The organism is Flavobacteriales bacterium, assembly GCA_016716605.1.
Classification (GTDB): domain Bacteria; phylum Bacteroidota; class Bacteroidia; order Flavobacteriales_F; family PHOS-HE28; genus PHOS-HE28.
In genome coordinates, this window is record JADJWA010000001.1 from 1145666 (window position 1) to 1162499 (window position 16834).

The window sequence follows — 16834 nt, forward strand, 5'->3', positions numbered from 1 at the left end:
GCTTTAGGAAGCCCCCGGTAACGGGGGCTTCTTGCGCCCGGCCATTTCGACGAAGGCGCTGCCCGGTTGGTAGAAATGAGCGCGGACCCGACGAACCGGGCGCTTGCGGGTGCGAGGTTGCGTGAATGCCGGATGAACCTGTTCGACATGCCGCTGAGCACGCGCAGAAGGGCTGCTTGAGATGCGATGGATTCGAAAACGGCCTGCTAGTTTGCAGGCCATTGTTCATGCGATCATGGATCGCAGGCTGCCCGAATCCCGCGCGATGCTCCACGCGGGAAGAAAGGCGGCGGCTCGGGCAAGGGAGCCGAACGATGGACCAGTCCAAACCAGGGAGCGAGATGGTACCATGAGCAGAGGACAATCGGGACTATTGCGCGCACTCCTTCCAGCCTTGATCCTGCTCGCCGTTTCCGGCGGAGCCGAGGCGCAGACCAATTCGCAGAAAGCCGCCGTGCAACTGAGCGCCACGGTGCAGTCGTCGCCGGCGCGCATCACCTTGGCTTGGACCTCCCTGCCGAGCACCACGTCGATCACGATCTATCGGAAGCTCGTTGATGCCACGAGCTGGGGCGCGGCCATCGCAACACCCGCCTCGAGTGCGCTGAGCTATGCCGATAACGCAGTGACGATCGGAACGCCATACGAATACAAGGTGGTGCGCGTGGCCGGGGGCGTCACCAGCCAAGGCTATATCGCATCGGGCATCGCGGTGCCGCCAGTCGATTTCCGCGGAAGGATGATCCTGCTCGTTGATAACACCTTCAGCAGCAGCCTCAGCTACGAGATCGCCACGCTGGTGGATGACCTTCGCGCGGATGGCTGGGCCGTATCGCGCACCGACCTCGCGCGCACTACTCCGCTGGCGACCGTGAAGAGCACCATCGTATCGCAGTACAATGCAGACCCCGCCAACACCAAGGCGCTCTTCATCCTCGGCCACCTGGCGGTGCCCTACTCCGGCAATCAGGCTCCTGATGGGCATAGCGAGCACAGCGGTGCGTGGCCTTGCGACGGCTATTACGGCGAGCTGAACGGAACCTGGACGGACAACTCGGTGAACAATGCCGGCACGCAGCGGCCCGCCAACGCGAATGTGCCCGGCGACGGCAAATTCGACCAGAGCAATTTCCCCAGCGCGCTCGAGCTGCAGGTGGGCCGAGTCGACCTCTACGACATGCCCGCCTTCAGCCTGAATGAAACGGAGCTCACGCGCGCATACCTGAACAAGCTGCACAACTACAAGGTGAAGCAGTGGACCCCGCAGCAGCGCGGGATGATGTTCGACAACATCCAGTGGGTGGGCAACCCGCTGGCCGCGTCGGGCTGGCGCAGCATGGCACCGCTCGTGGGCCCGGCCAACATCACGGCGGCCAACCAGAACGCCACGCCCATGTATCAGCTGGTGAACAATAACAGCTACCTCTGGACCTATGGCAGCGGTGGCGGGTCGCAGCAGACGGTGAATGGCGTGCTCACGTACAACGGCGCCGGCAACGTGGGCACCACGCAGGAATATGCCGCCTCGAACATGAACGGCGTCTTCAACATGTCGTTCGGCAGCTACTTCGGCGACTGGGACAACAAGAACAATTTCCTGCGCGCGCCCCTGGGCAGCGGGCAGGCGCTCACCAGCGTGTGGTCGGCGATCCCCGGATGGTACTTCCACCACATGGGCATGGGCGCCAATATCGGCCAGAGCACCCTGATCACCATGAACAACTCCGGGCTGTACACCCCCTTGCATGATGGCTGGCAGGGCAGCATCGGACGGTGCCATTTGGGCCTGATGGGCGACCCATCGCTGCGGCAGAAGATGGTCGCTCCGCCCTCGAACCTTACCGTGACCAATTCCAACGGCTACGCATCGTTCGCATGGGCCGGTTCGAGCGAAACGGTCGATGGTTACCATCTCTATAGCATTCACGGCACCACGGGCGTGATCACGCGGATCACCAACAGCCTGGTTGCGGGCACCAGCCATGTGAGCGCAACGGTCCCCTTCGTGGCTGGCCAGGCTTATATGGTGCGCGCGGTGAAGCTCACGGTTGAGCCTTGCGGCAGCTATTACAACTTGTCGCTTGGCGCAAAGGCGACGGCCGGCGGCGTAGTGGCTGATTGCAACGGCGTGCTCGGGGGATCCGCCCTGCCCGGAACCGCATGCAACGATGGCAACGCCTGCACGATCAATGATTCCTGGAACGCAAACTGCCAGTGCGTGGGCGCTTCCACTTCAGCCGTGGCCACCATCACGGCCAATGGCGCCACCACCTTCTGCAGCGGCGGATCGGTGCAGCTCAGCGCGAACGCCGGCACGGGCGTCACCTACCAATGGCGACGCAATGGCACGAACATCAGCAGCGCAACATCGGCCTCATACACCGCGACATTGGGCGGCAGCTACACGGTAGTGGTGACAAGCGGAACGTGCAGCACGGCCTCATCGCCGATGGTCGTTACTGTGAACGCCATGCCGGCAGCGACGGTCACCGCAGGCGGGCCCACGACCTTCTGCAGCGGTGGCAGCGTGCTGCTCAGTGCGAACACCGGCACAGGCCTCACATACCAATGGCGGCTGAACGGCGCTTGGATCAACGGGGCAACGTCTTCCACTTACAGCGCCACGGCCACAGGGCAATACTCCGTGCGGGTTTACAACGGCAGCTGCACCACAGCCTCGGCCTCCGTTTACGTGACTGTGACCAACGCGCCTTCGGCCACGATCACGGCGGGCGGTTCGACGAGCTTCTGCACCGGCGGCAGCGTCGTGCTCAGCGCCAACGCCGGGAGCGGGCTCTCCTACCAATGGCGACGCAACGGCACGAACATCAGCGGTGCCACATCGATCTCTCACACAGCAACGCTGGCGGGCAGCTATACCGTGGCGGTGAGCAACGGTGGCTGCAGCACCACCAGTGCGGCCACCACGGTCACGGTCGGGGGATCCACAACGGCCACTATCACGGCGAGCGGCGCCACCACCTTCTGCAGCGGCGGCAGTGTCCTGCTGAGCGCGAATACCGGCAGCGGCTTGAACTATCAGTGGCGCAACAACGGCGCGAACATCAGCGGTGCCACCGCGTCCACCTACACGGCCACGGCCAGCGGCAGCTACAGCGTGGTGGTTACCAGCAGCGGCTGCAGCGGCACCTCTTCTGCGGTGACCGTGACGGTGAACGCCGCCCCAACGGCCACGATCACGGCCGGCGGCTCAACGAGCTTCTGCGCCGGTGGCAGCGTGGTGCTGAGCGCGAGCAACGGCAGCGGCCTCAGCTATCAATGGCGGAGCAATGGCAGCAACATCGGTGGCGCCACGGCGTCGAGCTATACGGCCACGGCCAGCGGTAGCTACACCGTGGTGGTGAGCAACGGCACCTGCAGCACCACCAGTGCAGCCACCACGGTCGCAACCGGCAGCGCGCCACCCGCTACCATCGCCGCCGGCGGGCCCACCACCTTCTGCAGCGGAGCAAGCGTAATGCTCAACGCGAATACGGGCAGCGGCCTCACCTACCAATGGCGGCGCAACGGCACGAGCATCAGCGGCGCAACGCTATCGACCTATGCCGCCACCTTGGCGGGCAGCTACACCGTCCGGGTGACCAGCAGCGGTTGCAGCAGCACTTCATCTGCGATCAGCGTGACCGTGAACGCGGCGCCTGCGGCCTCGATCACCCCAGGCGGCAGCACTAGCCTCTGCGGGGGCGGAAGCGTTACGCTGAATGCGAATACCGGCACCGGGCTCACCTATCAATGGCGCCGCAACGGCACCAATCTGAGCAACGCAACGGGCAGCTCATACGCCACCTCGACAGCAGGCAGCTACACGGTTGTGGTGAGCAATGGCACATGCAGCGCCACGAGCGCAGCGGTCACCGTCAGCACGGGCAGCGGTCCCACGCTTTCCTGCTCTTCGAGCGCGAGCACCAGCACAGTGTCCGTTACCGCTACCGGCGGTCAATCACCATACATCTATTCATGGAATACCAGCCCTGTGCAGAATACGGCCACCGCTTCAGTGAGCGCTTCCGGTACCTATACCTGCACCGTGACAGGCAGCAATGGTTGCTCGGCCTCCTGTTCCACCACCATCACGCTGGCCGCGGCGAGCTGCGTCGGGATCCGCACCGAGACGCAGTCGACATGGGGGTCCACCAGCACCACTTCGGCTCAAGTGGCCTACCTGCACGGCAACTTCGCTGCGGCTTTCCCAGCGCCCAATTACCTCACCATTGGGTGTGGTCAGCGGCAGGTCCGCTTCACCACTTCGCAGGCCGTGGCCGCTGCGCTGCCGCTCTACGGCGACTTCGCCCTGTTGCCCACAGGCACCACGGTGAATCCCGGTGGCGCCGTGAACAACTCACTCCTCGGCAACCTCACTGCGCTGAAGCTGAATGTCCGCTTCGACGAGGTGAATGCCTCTTTCAGCTCATCGTCGGTGATGCTCAAGGACATGGTCGTGGCCCAAGGCACCTTCGCCGGTTGGACCGTGCAGCAGATCGTGAATCTGGCGGACCAGACCCTGGGCGGCTGCGTGAGCACCTACACCTTCAACACGGTGAACACCATTGTGCGGAACATCAACTCCGGATATCAAGGCGGTAACATGAATAGCGGATTGCTCACCTGTCCGCCTCAAGGCATGGCCCTCGAAGAGGGCGCAGTGACGCACGACGATGAGGGTACCAACCTGCTGGTGTTCCCGAACCCGACCCGCGGCTGGACGACGATTGAGCTTCCTTCCCTCAGGGACGATGCGGCACTGAGCATCACGCTGGTCAATGCCACGGGCGCAGAAGTGGCGGTGATCGCGAGCGGCATGCTGGAGGCTGGTGTCAAGAGGCGGGTCGAGTGGGACGCATCGGGCCTTCCCGCAGGACTATATGTCTGCATCGCCCAGGTGGGAGACAGGGTGCTGCATGAGCGGATCATCGTAGAATAGCTACCGGAGCGTAACGGGTGAGCGGGGATGGGCGGATGCTCGTCCCCGTTTCGTATGCGCCCCGACCTCATCGGTCGATGTCCGGTGATCAGCCAGTCGGATGGAGCCGACAACAGCGCCAGCAGATCGCCAACGTCGCGATTGATCGGCTGATCCAGACGCCGAGTCCGGAGTTAGAACGTGCAGCGTTCGCATCGAGCATGCATTCATGCAGCGATCGGGTCGATGGCCGTTAAGCATGTTCGATGAGGAAGATCCGCGTGTGCGATTCTTGGTTCGCGACCGCCACGCGCCGAATCAATGATGCGCTGGGTGCCGCGCGGAATGAGGCTTCACGATGTTCGTCACCGGCTGCAAAAGCAAAGGGGCCCGGTTACCCGGACCCCTTCGTGCGTCGGTGAACCGACACTACTTCTTCTTCTTCTTCGCAGCCTTCTTGGTCGCCTTCTTGGCGCCCTTCTTGGCAGCTTTCTTCGTCGCCTTCTTTGCAGCTTTCTTAGCCATGGTGAAATGGGTTTGATGCCAAACGTAGCATCGTTCGGGCATGTGTACGCAACATGCGATGAGAATGTTGCTCACCATACTATGTTGAAATCGTTGAAACGATGATCCATTGATCGCGCGATGATCAGCGCGTCGAGCCATGATCAAATGCGATGCGAATTGATGCGCGACGACCGCGATGATGATGCGGTTGATGGGAGCGAACGATTGAGCCGCATCAGGTGCATGCTGGAAAGACGAGCTGGGCGAGGGTTTCAGAAGGAGCGGAGTGTATCCTTGAGGTGCGTGCTCCGCGCATCGTGATCGTTCGAGTCGATGCGACATCGCTGATCACGAGAACTGCGAACGCATCGCGTGGCATGCGCGCGGTTGCCCCGGATCGTCACCTTGGATTCCAGGTGGATCGGAGTGTGCCCGGCCCGCAATCGGTTGAGGAGGGCGCCGCGTGATGAACGTGCAATGAGCAACTCGCGGCCATGCGCGGATGAATCGCCGTGATCCGCGACGCCTGGCTGCCATGGGCTCTGCGCGCGAAGGACCGTCGCACAATGGACTCGCTGCGGCGCGTGATCGAAGGGCCGGCGCATGGCAGCATCCGCTTCGATGCGCTGCTCGCGTTCGTCGTGAGCGCGACGGGTCCGAACCGTACGCGGCGCAAGCGCTCTGCCTGGGGGGGCGGGGGCTCGCCAACACGACCGCACGGCCCGGCGATGCGGTGAGCGCAGAGTGCGGGCTCGGTTACATGGAGTTGGAGCGAGGCCATGCGCCGATCGACTTGCAGCATTGCGCGAAGAGCCTTCGGCCTGCCGAGCTCCTGCAGGCCTGCGCTGCGATCAATGCCGCGCTGGAGGGCCGCGACTTCATCGCCGAGGGCAGCGCGCGGAAGGCCGTGGCATCACGATGCTGCTTCGAGAAGCGCATCGCCATCCATACGGGGCCGATGGTCGCAGGCATTGTTGGATTGGAGAACATCGAGTGGGGCATCTGGAGCGATACCGTGGACACTGTCAGCCGATTGGGATCATCCGGCGAAGCGGGCCAGGTGAACATCAGTGAGGCAACGTGCGCTATGGTCTAGGACGAATCCTCGTTGCGCTTTAACCCGTGCGACGCGGTGCAGGCGAAAGGGAGGAGGTGCGCATCTTCTTCGTCGGTCGAAGATGAGAAGCGGCTCAACGAGCCAGGCGCGTTCCGGGCAAGGAGGCGCGATGAGCGATGGAAGGCGCCACCTCTATAATGGTGTATGGTCCGGTCGGCACAACGGACTAGTCTCCCAGGCTGGCAGTTTTGGTCGAGGCGCTCCCACTGGTCAGCGTTCGTGTCATGTGATTCATGGATGCGTTTGGTTAGGGCTTTGGCCATCGGATGGCCGATCCTATATTGGTTCCCACCCGAACAAGAGCCGATGAATTGTCCCAAATGCCAAACGACCGTTTCCGACGACGCGCGCTTCTGCTCCAACTGCGGAGCCAAGATTGAAGTGCGCGAGACCGGGGCCGAGCGCAAGAACCTCACGGTGCTCTTCAGCGACCTGGCCGGTTCCACGCCGCTCTCCGAGAAACTCGATCCCGAGGATCTCCGGGAGATCCTTGGCGACTACCAGACGGTGTGCACCTCGGTGGTGAAGCGATACGATGGATACGTGGCCAAGTTCCTCGGTGATGGCGTCCTGGCCTATTTCGGATATCCGGAAGCGCATGAGGATGACGCGCGTCGCGGGGTCGCGGCAGGAATCGCCATCGTGGAGGCGATGCGCACGCACAGCATGAAGTACAAGGATCGCTTCGGCGTGGATGCCGATGTGCGCGTGGGCGTGCACACGGGCCTGGTCGTAGTGGGCGATATGGGCCGAGGAGCAGAACTTGAATCCGACGCCATTGTGGGCAAGACGCCCAACCTGGCGGCGCGCGTGCAATCGACAGCAGAACTCAACACCGTCTTTATCACCGGCGATACGCACAAGCTGCTGGGCGGATTCTTCGAATGCGAGGACAAGGGGAAGCATGAGCTGAAAGGGATCGCGAAGCCCGTGCAGCTCTTCCGCGCGTTGCACGAGCGCACCGCACTCAGCCGCATGGAAGCCATGGGCGAGGGCTTGACGCCATTCACCGGCCGCAAGGCCGAGATCCATCGGTTGCGTGCGCTTTGGGACCTGGCGGGCCTCGGTCATGGCCAGGTCGCGGTGGTGAATGGGGAGCCCGGAGTGGGAAAGTCACGCATCGTCCAAGCGATGAAAGAGCATGCCGCCGCACAGCCCAACGCATGGCTCACGGAATTGCGGTGCTCGCAATACCATGTCAACTCCACGTTCCATCCGGTCATCGAATTCCTAGAGCGCGTCGTGTTGAAGATTACCGAGGGCGAAGCGCCCGAGAGCCAGCTGCAGAAAGTGGAAGGCTGGCTCACGCAGTACGGTTATGAACTGAACACGTCCGTGCCACTGATCGCGGCCCTGCTCTCTATCCCCCTAGGGGACCGCGCTCCGCTTAACCTGACTCCGGTGAAGCAGAAGGAGCGGACGATCCAGCTGCTCGTCAATATCCTGCTGAAGCGTGCCGCCGCGCAGCCCGTGCTCTTCGTGATGGAGGACCTGCATTGGGCGGATCCTTCCACCTTGGAACTCCTGGACAAGCTGATCGACCGCGCGCCATCGAGCCGGATGCTATGCCTGCTCTCACATCGTCCGATGTTCTCGCATGATTGGGCCGGGCGCCTTAACCTGACCACCATGGACCTGGCCGGCCTGCCGCGCACCGATGCCGAGGCCATCATCAATAAGGCAGCGAAAGGCAAGCGGCTCCCAAGGGAAGTGGTGGACCATATCCTGATGAAGACCGATGGCGTGCCGCTTTTCCTTGAGGAGCTCACGCGCATGATGACCGAGGGCGAGATGCTCCGTGAGACCGAACAGGGGTATGAGTTGAGCGCGCCGCTGGAGAAGCTGCCGGTACCGGCCACCTTGCTGGATTCGCTCGCTGCGCGCATCGATCGCCTGAAAGAAGCCAAGCCGGTGGCCCAGCTGGCCGCCACGATCGGCCGGGAGTTCAGCTATTCCATGATCGACTCGATCCCCGGCAAGCACCACGATGACCTCACCGCGCAGCTCGCGCGGCTAGTGGATGCGGGCCTGCTCTTCCAGCACGGAACGGTTCCCGAAGCGCATTTCACGTTCAAGCATGCCCTGATCCAGGACTCCGCCTATGGCTCGCTCCTGAAGAGCACGCGGCGTGAGTACCACAAGGCCATCGCCGATTCCTTCGGGACGCGGCATCCGCAATTGATGAATGCCCAGCCTGAGCTGATCGCGCATCACTACGCGGAAGCCGAGATGCATGCCGAGGCCATGGGCTGCTGGCAGAAGGCGGGGCAGCTGGCCTTGCAGCGCTCGGCCATACCGGAGGCGATCGCGCACCTGAACAAAGCGGTGGAGCACAGCGCGAAGCTTGAACCGGGCCCGGCGAGCCTCGGCGGCGAGCTGATGGCGCAGACCTTCCTCGGCCTGGCGAATATGCAGCGCTGGGGCTATGGCCATCCGGATGTGGAGAAGGCGTTCACCCGCGCGCGCGACCTGTGCAAGGTGATGGGTGATCCGCCGCAGATCTTCCCCATCCTGCACGGCTTGGTGAAGTTCCGGCTGGTGCGCGGCGAGTACGAGACCGGCCTCGCCCTCGCACGCCAGCTGCAGGAGACTGCGGAAAGCACCGGTGACAACGAGCTGCTCATGGAAGCGCTCTACACCGTGGGCGCCGCGCAATTCTGGATGGGCGATGCCGAGGCGTCGATCCCCAACCTGGAGCGCGTGATCCAGCTCTACGATCCGGTGGCGCACCGTGGCCACGGCTGGGTATATGGCGAGGATCCGTGCGTGACAGCGCACTCGCACAACCTGTGGCAGCGCGCCATCTGCGGCATGCCTGAGACCGCGATCAAGGAGCTGGGCGTGGCGGAGAAGCTTGTCGCGTCCTTGAACCACCCATGGACCACGGACTACATGCACACGTGCAAGACGCACATGTACGCGGCCATCCGCGACATCGAGCGCACCGAGGCGGCCGCCAATGATTTCCGCAACAGCGCGATCGAGCACGGTTTCCCTTGGTGGGTGGCGGCCGCGAGCGTGAATGTGGGATGGGCCTTGGCGCACCGCGGCGAGGTGAAGGAGGGCCTGGAGCTGGCCACGCAGCAGACCGCGATATGGCGCATGATGGGGGCGGAGCTGGCGGCGCCGAACTTCTATCTGCGCGTGGCGGAGATCCACCTGCTCGACGCCGACCCCGCGGCCGCACTGAAGGCGCTCGATGAGGGACTGGCGATCATCGCGCGCACGAAGGAAGGCCTCTATGAAGCGGAGCTTCACCGCGTGAAGGGCGAGACCCTGGCTTGGCTGAAGAGGGAGGAAGAGGCGCTCTCGGAGATCGGCATCGCCATCGAAATCGCCTCGAGGCGGAACGAAAAGCTCTGGCTTCTTCGCGCCGCCGCGAGCAGGCTTCGCCTAAGCCGCAAGCTCGGCAAGCCAGCGCCTACGGACCTGTTACGGACAACGCTCAGTTCCTTCTCTGAAGGGCACGGCCTGCCCGACCTTGAAGAAGCACGCCAGCTGCTGACTGCTTAAAGAGACCATCCATGTGCCCACGAAGAGATCGCGGGCCTCATCATCACAACCCACATCGCTTCACCCATGTCCAAGCATGTAATTGTCCTCGGCGGCGGCGTCGCCGGCATGAGCGCCGCCCACGAGCTGGTCGAGCGCGGCTTCCGAGTCACGGTGTATGAGCACAAGCCAGTGCCGGGCGGCAAAGCGCGCAGCATCGATGTGCCGAACAGCGGCACCGACGGCCGGCGCGACCTCCCGGGCGAGCACGGATTCCGCTTCTTCCCGCGCTTCTACAAGCACCTGCCCGACACCATGTCGCGCATCCCGTACGGCAGCGGGTCATGCGCCGACAACCTGGTGCAGACCACGCGCATCGAGATGGCCCAGTACGGCAAGGCGCCCGTGGTGGCCATCTCGCGCTTCCCGCGCAGCTTGGACGACCTGAAGACGGTGTTCAAGATGTTCGAGAACTCGAATACCGGCATCACCGATCACGACACGAAGGTCTTCGCGGGGAAGATGTGGCAGATCCTCACCAGCTGCCAGGAGCGGCGCCTCGCCGAGTACGAGGCCATCAATTGGTGGAGCTTCATCGATGCCGATAACCAATCGCCCGCCTACCAGAAGTTCTTCGGGCACGGCATCACGCGCTCGCTCGTGGCCGCCAAGGCGCACAAGGCCAGCGCGCGCACCATGGGCGACATCATGGCGCAGATGATGCTCGATATCATGCGGCCGGGCGTCAGCGCCGACCGCCTTCTCAACGGCCCCACCGACGATGTGTGGATCCTGCCCTGGCTCAGCTACCTGCGCTCTCGGGGCGTGGAGTACAACATGAGCACCCAAGTGAAGGGCTTCCGCTGCGACGCGAAGGGCATCACCGGCATCGACATCGAAGTGTCCGGTGCCCCATCCACGGTGACGGCCGATTACTACCTGTGCGCCATGCCCATTGAGCGCATCGCGCCGCTGATCACCCCGCAGATGATCGCGATCGATCAGCAGCTCGGCGGCCTGCCCACCCTGGCGAAGAACGTGGAGTGGATGAATGGTATCCAGTTCTACCTGGCGCAGGACGAGCCCATCGATCACGGGCACACCATCTACATCGATTCGCAGTGGTCCCTCACGTCCGTCTCGCAGCACCAGTTCTGGGCGGATGTGGACCTGAGCAAATTCGGCAACGGCAAGGTGAACGGCATCCTTTCGGTGGATATCAGCGATTGGACCACCAAGGGGATCAATGGCAAGGCTGCCCGAGAGTGCACGCGCGAGGACGTGATGAAGGAGGTGTGGAACGAACTGAAGACGAGCCTCAATGTGGACGGGAAGCAGGTGCTCAGCGATGCGGACCTCGTCACCTGGTACCTCGATCCAGACATCGTCGCGCAGGACGACAACAAGGGCGTTATCACTTCCAACGCGGAGCCGCTGCTGGTGAATCTCATCAACACATGGTCGCTTCGCCCCGAAGCCACCACGCTCATCCCGAACCTCTTCCTCGCCTCGGATTACGTGCGCACCAATACCGACCTGGCCACCATGGAAGGCGCCAATGAGGCCGCGCGCCGCGCCGTGAACGGGATCATCGGCGCCAGCGGCTCGAACGCCACGCCTTGCGAGATCTGGCCGCTGCACGAACCTGACATCCTCTGGCCCTGGCGGCACCACGACCTCAACCGATTCAAGGATGGGCTCCCTTGGGACGGGAGCCTCATCTGAGCAGCCGTGCGAACCTGGCCACGCGCCGGCGCAACTTTCACAGCTCCCGACATCCGCAACACCCACTCCATGCTCAAGTCTCCAGTTCCTTCCAAAGTGGCCATCCTCGGCAGCGGCGTCGGTTCCATGACCACGGCGCTCAAGATCACCGCGGATCCCGATTGGCGGAAGCGCTTCTCATCGGTGACGGTTTACCAGATGGGCTGGCGCTCCGGGGGCAAGGGCGCAAGCGGACGCGGCGCCTTCGGCCGCATCGAGGAGCACGGCCTGCACGTGTGGATGGGCTTTTATGAGAATGCCTTCCGTGCCATCCGCGAAGTGTACCAGGAGAACGGCCGGAAGCCCGGGACCCCGCTGGCCGAATGGAGCGACGCCTTCAAGCGCCATGACTTCGTGCTGCTGGCCGAGCAATGGAATAAGAGCTGGCGAACCTGGCCGCTCAACTTCACGCCCAACGACGAGACGCCCGGCGCGGGCCTCGGCATCCCTTCCATGTGGCGGCACCTGGTCCGCGTGCTGGGCATGCTCATCATGGTGATCAGCTCTGCGGAGAACTTCTATCCGCACGGGCGCAAGCGCAACGGGCTCGACAAGCTCTTCGACTGGATCGCGGCCTTTTTCTTCCTGCTCGCGGCGGTGTTCATGGAGCTTGGCGGCATGCTGTTGCATTTCTTCCGGAAGCTCTTCGGTGGCGGGAAGGATGCTGCTGGCAAGCGCAAGCCGCAGCCGCACTACGGCGTTCATTTCATGGTGCGGCGCATGCGTTCCTGGAACCAGGGCCGTCACGGCGACTACCTCGACAACGACCTGGCCCGGCATCTCTACGTGCTGGTCGACTTTTCCGCAGCCTGCATGCAGGGTGTCGCCGGCTCGGGCATCCTCAGCGGCGTCATCGACTTCGATGAGCTCGACGAGCTCGACGCGGTGGAATGGCTCCGGTCCCATGGCGCCAGCGAGACCACGTGCAACAGCGGCCTCATCCACGGCATGTACGACCTGATGTTCGCGTACGATGGCGGCGATGTGAGCAAGCCCTCTTTCGGCGCGGGGACATTCCTGCATTTCGCCATCCGCATGTGCCTCACCTACCGTGGATCGGTGTTCTGGAAGATGCAGGCCGGCATGGGCGATACCATCTTCGGCCCCATCTACCAAGTGCTGAAGAAGCGCGGCGTGGAATTCAAGTTCTTCCACAGCGTGGACCAGCTGCACGTGAGCGCCGATGGCACCACCATCGACAGCATCGACATCGATGTGCAGGCCACTGTGAAGGACGTGAACACCGGCTACGATCCGCTGGTGGACGTGAACGGGCTGCCGTGCTGGCCCGCCGAGCCGCTCTACGACCAGCTCGTGGAGGGTGAAGCCCTGAAGGCGCAGCAGGTGAACCTCGAATCGTTCTGGAGCACGTGGAAGCCCGTGGGCCGCAAGACGCTGAAGCGCGGTGAGGACTTCGATGTCGTGGTGCTCGGCATCCCCGTGGCGGCTCATCCGTACATCTGCGCGGAGCTGATCGCGAGGAGTGAGCTATGGAAGAATTCCTGCGAGAAGGTGCAGACCACGCGCACGCTGGCCATGCAGCTCTGGCTGCAGCCCGACCTGAAGGGATTGGGTTGGAACGATCCGAGCCCCGTGATCGACAGCTACGCGCAGCCCTTCAACACCTGGGCGGACATGAGCCAGTTGATCGTGCGCGAGCAATGGCCGCCCGCGTACCCGGTGAACAACATCGCCTACTTCTGCGGCACCATGACCGGCGGCATCCCGCCGAAGAGCGATGTGGACGCTCCCAAGCGTGAGCTGCAGGCCGTGAAGGACATCGCCCTCGACTGGCTGCGAAAGAACCCGGGCTTCCTCTGGCCGAAGGCGACGCAGACCAACGGCGCACTGGATTGGCAGGTGCTCACGGACCCCGCCAACGCCAGCGGCGAAGCGCGATTCGACTCGCAATTCTGGCGCGTTAACATCGATCCCACCGAGCGCTACACGCTTTCGGTGCCGAGAAGCACGCAGCACCGGCTGCGCGCCGACAACACCGGATTCGGCAACCTGATCGTATCCGGCGACTGGACCTGGAACCCCATCAACGCCGGTTGCGTCGAGGGCACGGTGATGAGCGGCCTCATGGCTGCGAACGTCATGCTGGGCCTGCCGATCGACAAGGGCATCGCCGGTTATCATCGGAGCTGAGCCGTGCGTGCGAAGGCAACCTGCGGCTATTGACGCGTCTGTTCAGAGGAGCAAGCTTGCTGGGCATCAAGCAGTGCGGAGGATGGTGGCGGCCGTGAATGAAGAGGCGAGCTATGGTTTCTCCGTGCACCCGATATGCCGTTTGGCTGATCATCACCGTGGGCGTGCTGGCCGGCGCTTCTACGCGCTGCGCTGCCCAGGCCACCGGAGCGGAAGTGGTCTACCGCTTCGAAGTGTCGGACGTGATCGACCAGGCTTCGGCCAAACCGATCGTTCATGCGTTGATGGCCGAGCGCGAAGTGGCATCCTGCGTGTTCATTTCAGAGTGCACCTGCTTCAAACTGACCGCGCGCCATACGCTTGACCGCGCCGCATTGTCGGTCATGCTGCAGCGTGCGGGCCACGCGCTATCCGGAACGGTGCACGGCTCCGACGGTTCCGTGCTGCCTCCCTCCACCAGTCCTTTACGATGAAGGCTGCGCTCGTGGCCCTCCTTGCACTCGTGCTCCTCGGCACCGAAGCCCGTGCGCAAGGCGATCTGTGCACCGGTTCGACCGCGCTGGCCTGTGGCGCGGTGGTCGCCGGGAACACAACGGCCTATGGGGTTGATGTCGCTCCGTTCTGCGGCACCACCGACGGCACCGGTGGCGGCGTCTGGTACCATTTCGTCGGCACCGGCGGCAGCATCACGGCATCGCTGTGCGGCAGCGCGTACGACACGAAGATCCGGGTCTTCACCGGCGCCTGCACGGCGCTCACTTGCGTCGTGGGCATCGATGATTTCTGCGGGCTCCAATCGCAGGTCACCTGGCTATCCGCGCTCGGTGTCACCTATCGCATCCTGGTGCATGGCTTCGGCGCCGCCACGGGCAATTACACGCTGAGCATCACCTGCGCGGCACCTCCGGTGCCCATGTGCTATTCGCAGACCGCAACGCCGTACGTGGCGGATGCATACGCAGGCACGCCGCTTACCATGACGGACGATGTCCATTCGGCTGTCATCAACATGGGCTTCAGCTTCTGCTACAATAGCACCGCATACACGCAATGCGTGATCTCCTCGAACAACTACGTCACCTTCAATCTGGCGAATGCGGGCACCTATTCGCCTTGGCCCACCGTGCCCGTGCCTGCTGTGACGCCGGCCCAGATCACCAACAGCGTGCTCAATCCCTGGCAGGACATCCATCCCGGACTGTGCGCGGCCCCCGGCTGCGTGTACTACCAGACCTTGGGCGTGGCCCCGTTCCGGCGCTTCGTGGTCTCCTACCTCAACGTGCCCATGTTCTCCTGCACCGCACAGCGCTACAGCAGCCAGACCGTGCTGTACGAGAGCACCAATTGCATCGGCTCGTTCATCCTGGAGAAGAACATCTGCGCGGCCTGGAACGGCGGCAACGCGGTGCATGCCCTGCACAACAACGGCGGCACGTCGGCGAGCGTAGTGCCCGGGCGCAACAACACGCAATGGCTGGCCGCGGCGCAGGGCATGTTCTTCGTGCCCACCTGTGCGCCTTGCTCAACGGCCACCACCGCACAATGCCTCAGCATGATCCTTCCCGTGGAGCTGCTCGAGTTCCGCGGCCGCAACGAAGGCGCGGTGAACATCCTCGAATGGGCCACGGCCTCGGAGCAGAACAGCGCCCATTTCATCGTGGAGCGCTCGCTTGAGAACGGGTGGTTCGAGCCGGTCGCACAGGTGGAGGCCGCTGGCCACAGCGCGGGGCTGATGGAGTACAGGGCGGTCGATCCTTCACCCTTGCGCGGCGACAATTATTATCGCCTGCGCCAGGTTGATGCCGACGGACGGGAGGAGTTGAGCGAGGCGATCATGGTACGGCACGTGCCGGCTAATACCTTGATGGTGGTGCATGATCCCGCGCAAGGGGTACTGCTGTTCAATCTGGGGTTCGACCCGGAATTCCCGGTCAGGCTCGCAATCACCGATCCGGCTGGCCGCATGGTGAAGCACATCCTGGCGGCCGGTCGAACTGGCTCCATCCCGATGCAGGACCTCGCCCCGGGGATCTATCTCCTAACCCACGCAGCGTTTGGCGTGGGAGCAGCGCGGTTCATGGTGGAGTGATCGCGTGCCGGATGATGGTTCCGGGGCCTGCCCTGGCGGACGAATGACCGGCATCGTGGCGTCCGTGCGAAGTGTAGGGAGCACATGCATGATCCAGGCGTTTCAAGGGGCATCGTCATTTGAGCCCCTCAGGCAGCGGCCACCGCTTGTGCGCGCCGGTGAGCCGTGCGAGGAATGCACCGGAACCGAACATCGCATCCTGCAACCACGCGGGCATACCCGCGAGGCGGTATTCCTTCCGCATCTTCCACATGATGTGCATCGCTGGCAGCACAGGCATCTTGTTCCAATCCCCACCGTTCTCCATTGCCCCCTCGCCCAGCGATTGCAGCATCCACTCGATGTTCAAGGCGGGTTCGTACCAGAACTCCGCCTCCACGCGCTCGGTGGTGCTCGCGTTGCGGAAGTTGTGCGCCTCGCCGGAACGGATCACTGCGCTCTCGCCGGGCCCCAGGGTGACTTCCTTCTTCCCGATGGTGACGATCAGCTTCCCGCTCACCACCTTGAAGCCTTCGTCCTGGCCGATATGGATATGCGGACCTGGGCCTTTGTTGCCGGGCCCGAGGCTGAGCGTGGCCTCGCTGCGCCGGCCGTTGGTGCGTTCGCGCGCGTCGTTGAAGTGGATGCGCTCGCCGATGGCGTGGAGGTCGATGGGGCGTTTCATCTTCGAGAATGGCAGGTGTTGGTGGTGGACTGTGGATCCGAGCTTGGATCGTACTGAGCGAATTTGATGATTACCCGTCATCCGGGCAACCCTTGGCCCGCGCCACGGCCACAGGGTCATCGCCTCCTA

Annotated in this window: 8 protein-coding genes; 7 read left to right on the plus strand and 1 reads right to left on the minus strand. The window is 63.4% G+C overall.

Annotation, left to right across the window (positions count from 1 at the left end; translation table 11 throughout):
• The first annotated feature begins 394 nt into the window (after window positions 1-394).
• From IPM12_04535 to IPM12_04565, 7 genes are all read left to right on the plus strand, one after another.
• Entirely contained in the window at window positions 395-4942 is a 4548-nt protein-coding gene (locus IPM12_04535; protein MBK9147075.1) for a hypothetical protein, read from the plus strand.
• Between the two features lie 1246 nt (window positions 4943-6188).
• On the plus strand, window positions 6189-6524 hold the full coding sequence (locus IPM12_04540) for an adenylate/guanylate cyclase domain-containing protein (GenBank protein ID MBK9147076.1): 336 nt from the start codon (window positions 6189-6191) through the stop codon (window positions 6522-6524).
• Window positions 6525-6851: 327 nt separating this feature from the next.
• The gene (locus IPM12_04545) at window positions 6852-10058 is read left to right on the plus strand and encodes an AAA family ATPase (protein ID MBK9147077.1); all 3207 of its coding nucleotides are present in this window, start codon (window positions 6852-6854) and stop codon (window positions 10056-10058) included.
• Between the two features lie 66 nt (window positions 10059-10124).
• The gene (locus tag IPM12_04550) at window positions 10125-11762 is read left to right on the plus strand and encodes an FAD-dependent oxidoreductase (GenBank protein ID MBK9147078.1); all 1638 of its coding nucleotides are present in this window, start codon (window positions 10125-10127) and stop codon (window positions 11760-11762) included.
• Between the two features lie 69 nt (window positions 11763-11831).
• Window positions 11832-13952: an NAD(P)-binding protein gene (locus tag IPM12_04555; protein ID MBK9147079.1), complete on the plus strand. Its 2121-nt coding sequence runs from the start codon at window positions 11832-11834 to the stop codon at window positions 13950-13952.
• A 158-nt stretch (window positions 13953-14110) separates the two neighbouring features.
• On the plus strand, window positions 14111-14425 hold the full coding sequence (locus IPM12_04560; GenBank protein ID MBK9147080.1) for a hypothetical protein: 315 nt from the start codon (window positions 14111-14113) through the stop codon (window positions 14423-14425).
• The gene (locus IPM12_04565) at window positions 14422-16041 is read left to right on the plus strand and encodes a hypothetical protein (protein MBK9147081.1); all 1620 of its coding nucleotides are present in this window, start codon (window positions 14422-14424) and stop codon (window positions 16039-16041) included. The genes IPM12_04560 and IPM12_04565 overlap by 4 nt, the downstream gene beginning before the upstream one ends.
• Before the next feature lie 115 nt (window positions 16042-16156).
• Here IPM12_04565 and IPM12_04570 read toward each other — a convergent pair whose 3' ends face one another.
• Window positions 16157-16705 carry a cupin domain-containing protein gene (locus IPM12_04570; GenBank protein ID MBK9147082.1) on the minus strand — a complete coding sequence of 183 codons (549 nt, stop codon included), beginning with the start codon at window positions 16703-16705 and terminating at the stop codon, window positions 16157-16159.
• Between the last annotated feature and the right edge of the window lie 129 nt (window positions 16706-16834).